Annotated in this window: 2 protein-coding genes; both read right to left on the reverse strand. The window is 76.7% G+C overall.

Going from position 1 to position 4,175, the window contains the following annotated elements:
• Window positions 1-3,228: S41 family peptidase (locus tag AA75_RS16570; RefSeq protein WP_033820815.1), on the reverse strand; the 3,228-nt coding region annotated here is incomplete at its 3' end.
• Between the two features lie 81 nt (window positions 3,229-3,309).
• A complete protein-coding gene (locus AA75_RS16575; RefSeq protein ID WP_033820816.1) occupies window positions 3,310-4,059 on the reverse strand; it encodes a 16S rRNA (uracil(1498)-N(3))-methyltransferase in 750 nt (249 codons plus the stop codon).
• Window positions 4,060-4,175 lie beyond the last annotated feature (116 nt).

Consider the following 4,175-nt stretch of genomic DNA (forward strand, 5'->3'; position numbering starts at 1 on the left):
CAGCGGCGGCGGCGTCTTGGCCGGCGCCTCGGCCAGCGCCGCCAGGGCGATCCGCACCCCTTCGGCGAGCTGCGGGTCGACCCCGGCCGCCCACTGGTGCGGGGCGATCGGCACCTCGACGTCCGGGTCGACGCCGTGGTTCTCCACACCCCAGCCGTAACCCTCCAGCCAGAAGGCGTACTTGGGCTGGGTCACGCCGGTGCCGTCCACCAGCGCGTACTTGCTGTCGATGCCGATCACACCGCCCCAGGTGCGCATGCCGACCACCGGGCCGATGCCGAGCGCCTGGATGGCCGCGTTGACGATGTCGCCGTCCGAGCCGGAGAACTCGTCGGCCAGCGCCACCACCGGGCCGCGCGGCGCGTCCTCCGGGTACGAGGTCGGGTTGGCCACGTCCCGGGCCGGGGCCCAGCCGATGATCCGGCGGTTGAGCTTCTCGATGATCAGCTGCGAGGTGTGGCCGCCGCGGTTCTCCCGCAGGTCGACCACCACGCCCTGCTTGGCCATCTCCACCCGCAGGTCGCGGTGGAGCTGGGCCCAGCCGGGGCTGGCCATGTCCGGGACGTGCAGGTAGCCGAGCCGGCCGCCGGACAGCTCCCGGGTCTCGGCCCGCCGGCCGGCCACCCAGTCGTGGTAGCGCAGCGCCTCCTCGTCGGCCAGCGGCACCACCACCGGGTGGCGCTCGCCGGTGCCGTCCTTGCCGGTGACGGTCAGCTCCACCGGCTGGCCGGCGGTCCCGGCGAGCAGCGGCGCCGGCCCGGTCACCGGGTCGACCGGGCGGCCGTTGACCGCGAGGATCGCGTCACCCGGGCGGACGGCCGCGCCGGGCGCGGCCAGCGGCGAGCGGGCCCGCGGGTCCGAGGACTCGCCGGGCAGGATCCGGGCGATCCGCCAGACGTCGCCGTCGCGGACCAGGTCGGCACCGAGCAGCCCCTGCCGGCGGGCCTCCTCGGTACCCCGGCCGGGGGCCCGGACGTAGGCGTGCGAGGTGCCGAGTTCGCCGACCGTCTCCCAGAGCAGGTCGACCAGCTCGTCGTGGGTGCCGACCTTGTCGAGCAGCGGGCGGTAGCGCTCCAGCACCCCGGCCCAGTCCACGCCGTTCATGTCGGCCCGCCAGAAGTTGTCCCGCATCAGGCGGCCGTTCTCGTCGAACATCTGCCGCCACTCGGCGGCCGGGTCGACGGTGACCCGCACCCGGGCGAGGTCCACCTCCAGGTCGTCGTCCTCACCGGCCTTGGACTCCGCCGGCAGCACCCGCAGGCGGCCCTCGTCCAGCACCACGAGCCTGGTGCCGTCACCGCTGACGGCGTACCCGTCCACCTCGGAGACCAGCTCCTCGGCCTTGCGCCGGGTGAAGTCGAAGCGCTCCAGGGCCGGGCGCGGGTGGCCGTCCTCCAGCGAGGCGGCGATGTCGCCCAGCTCGCCCAGCAGCGGGACCCGCGTCCACAGCACGCCCTCCTTGGTGGCGTGCAGGCCGCCGAACTGGCCGCCCGCCACCGGGAACGGGATGATCCGGTCGCCGAGGCCGTCCAGGTCCACCCGGGTGACCGGGGGTGCCTGCTCGCCGTCCTCCTTGGCCGCCGCGGCGCCGTCCTTGGCGTCCTTGCCGCCCTTCGCCTCCTCCGGCTCGCCACCGGCCGGCCGCCCGGCCCGCTGCGGTCCGAACGGTGACGGCGTGTCGGCCGCCAGCGTCAGCAGGTACGGCCGGGCGCCGGTCGGGAACGACAGGTCGAACACGTGGGAGTCGTACACCGGGTCGAAGTTGCGCACCGACAGGAAGGCCAGGTGCCGGCCGTCCGCGGTGAAGGCCGGCGAGTAGTCGGCGAACCGCTGCGGGGTGGCCTCGGAGACCGTACGGGTGGCCAGGTCGGCCAGCATGATCTGGCGCAGCCCCCACGGGCCCAGCACCGGCTGGGACCACGCCAGCCAGCCCGAGTCCGGACTGAACACCAGGCCGCTGACCTCGCCGTCCGCGCTGCGCAGCAGCTCGTGCACGGCGCCGCCGTCGAGCGGGACGAGCAGCAGCCGGCCGTCGTGCGAGGCCACCGCCAGCTGCCCGCCGTCCGGCGAGACCGCCAGGTCGAGCACCCGGCCGAGCTGCCCGGCGGCGAGCCGGCGCCGCTCGGCGCCCAGCACGTCCGGGGCGTACTCGACGGCGTCCTCGCCCCCGGCGTCGGTCACCCAGACCGCACCCTGCCCGCCGTCCGTGCCCGGCACCACCCGGGCCAGCCGGGCCCGCGCCCCCGGGGTCTGGTCCAGCACCCGGGCCGGCCCCTCACGGTGGGTCAGCCAGTGCACGCTGCCGCGGACCACCACGGCGCTGGCCCGGCCGGTGCGGTCCGGCGCGACGGTCTCCAACTGCCCGGCGGCCGGGGTCGGGTGGGGCTGGCGGCCGGTCCGCGGGCCGGCCGGACGGACGTCCAGGCGGCGCGGCCGGGCGCCGTCCAGACCGTCCAGCAGCCACAGGTCGCCGGCGCTGTGCCAGACCACCCGGGTGCCGTCGGTGCTCGCGTTGCGGGCGTAGAACGGGCCGTCGGTGTGCCGGCGCAGGTCCGAGCCGTCCGGCAGGCTGGAGTACAGCTGCCCGCTGCCCTCGTGGTCGGAGAGGAAGGCGACCCGCTCCCCCACCCACATCGGGGACTCGATGTTGCCGTCCAGCTCCTGGTGCAGCCGCTCGAACTCCTGCGCGCCGATCCAGAGTTTCCCCGCGGTGCCGCCGCGGTAGCGCTTCCACCAGCCCGGCTCGCGGCTGATCGCGGAGAGCAGCAGCGCCCGCTCGCCCCCGGGCTCGAACGCGAGCCCGCCGATCGGCCCGTACGGCAGCCGGGTGGGCTCGCCGCCGTCCAGCTCCAGCGCGAACGCCCAGGACCGGCGGATGGTGGCCTGCCCGGCGGTGGTGGTCGCGACCGGCCGGCCGTCGGCGGTCCAGCCGCGCAGCGCGGTGAACGGGCTGCCCCAGTGGGTGAGCCGGCGCGCCGGGCCGCCGTCGACCGGGGCTACGTGGATCTCCGGCGCGCCGTCGCGGGTGGAGGCGAAGGCGACCAGCCGGCCGTCGGGCGAGAACCGGGGCCGGCTGACCGGGACCTGATCGGCAGTCAGCCGCCAGGCCCGGCCGCCGTCGACCGGGGCCAGCCAGATGTCGTCGTCGGCGACGAAGGTGACGAGGTCGCCGTGCAGGTGCGGGTGGCGCAGGTAGGCGCCCGTGGAGGTGCTCTCTGGTTCGGTCACAGCAGTCACCCTAGGCAGGGCCCGGCGGGACGGCCAAGGGTTTCTTCGAGGGCGAACCCCGCGCTCCGGCGGGCCGCGGACTCAGCCCCAGCGGCCGGTCCGGCCGAGCAGCAGCGCCCCGGCCGCCACCCCCGCGGTGGAGGTCCGCAGCACCGAGCCGCCGAGCCGGTGCGGGCGGGCACCGGCCTGCGCGAACGCCGCCAGCTCCTCCGGGGAGACCCCGCCCTCGGGACCGACCACCAGCACGATGTCCCCGGCCGCCGGGAGCGCGGCGGTGGCCAGCGGCTCGGCGCCCTCCTCGTGCAGGACGGCGGCGAGCGCGGCCCGTTCCAGCAGCGGCACCAGCTGACGGGTGGTCAGCTGATCGGTCACCTCGGGGAAGCGCAGCCGGCGGGACTGCTTGCCCGCCTCCCGGGCGGTGGCCCGCCACTTGGCGAGCGCCTTGGCGCCGCGCTCGCCCTTCCACTGGGTGATGCAGCGGGAGGCCGCCCACGGGATCACCACGTCGACGCCGACCTCGGTCATGGTCTCCACCGCCAGCTCGCCGCGGTCGCCCTTGGGCAGCGCCTGCACCACCACGATCCGCGGGCCCGGCTCCGGCTCCCGGCGCACCGCCGTCACCGTGACGTCCAGCGCGTCCTTGCCCAGCACGGCCGCCACGGCGCCGTCCAGCCCCAGGCCGAGGCCGTCCGTCAGGGTGAGCGCCTCCCCCGCCGTCAGCCGCTTCACCGCCGCCGCGTGGCGGCCCTCCGGCCCGTCCAGCCGTACCACCGATCCGGGCCCGGCCGCGGCCAGCCGGGCGGTCTCGACGACGAACACGGGCGCGGTCATGGGACGAACCTCCGGTGGGGCGGGACGGGGGGCCGGCCTGGGCCGGGCGGGAACGGGAAGGGCGGAAGACAGGGGCGCCGGAGCGCGCGACACCCCGCCGGCCCGTCCGGGCCTGC

Source organism: Kitasatospora sp. MBT63 (assembly GCF_000710465.2).
Taxonomy (GTDB): domain Bacteria; phylum Actinomycetota; class Actinomycetes; order Streptomycetales; family Streptomycetaceae; genus Kitasatospora.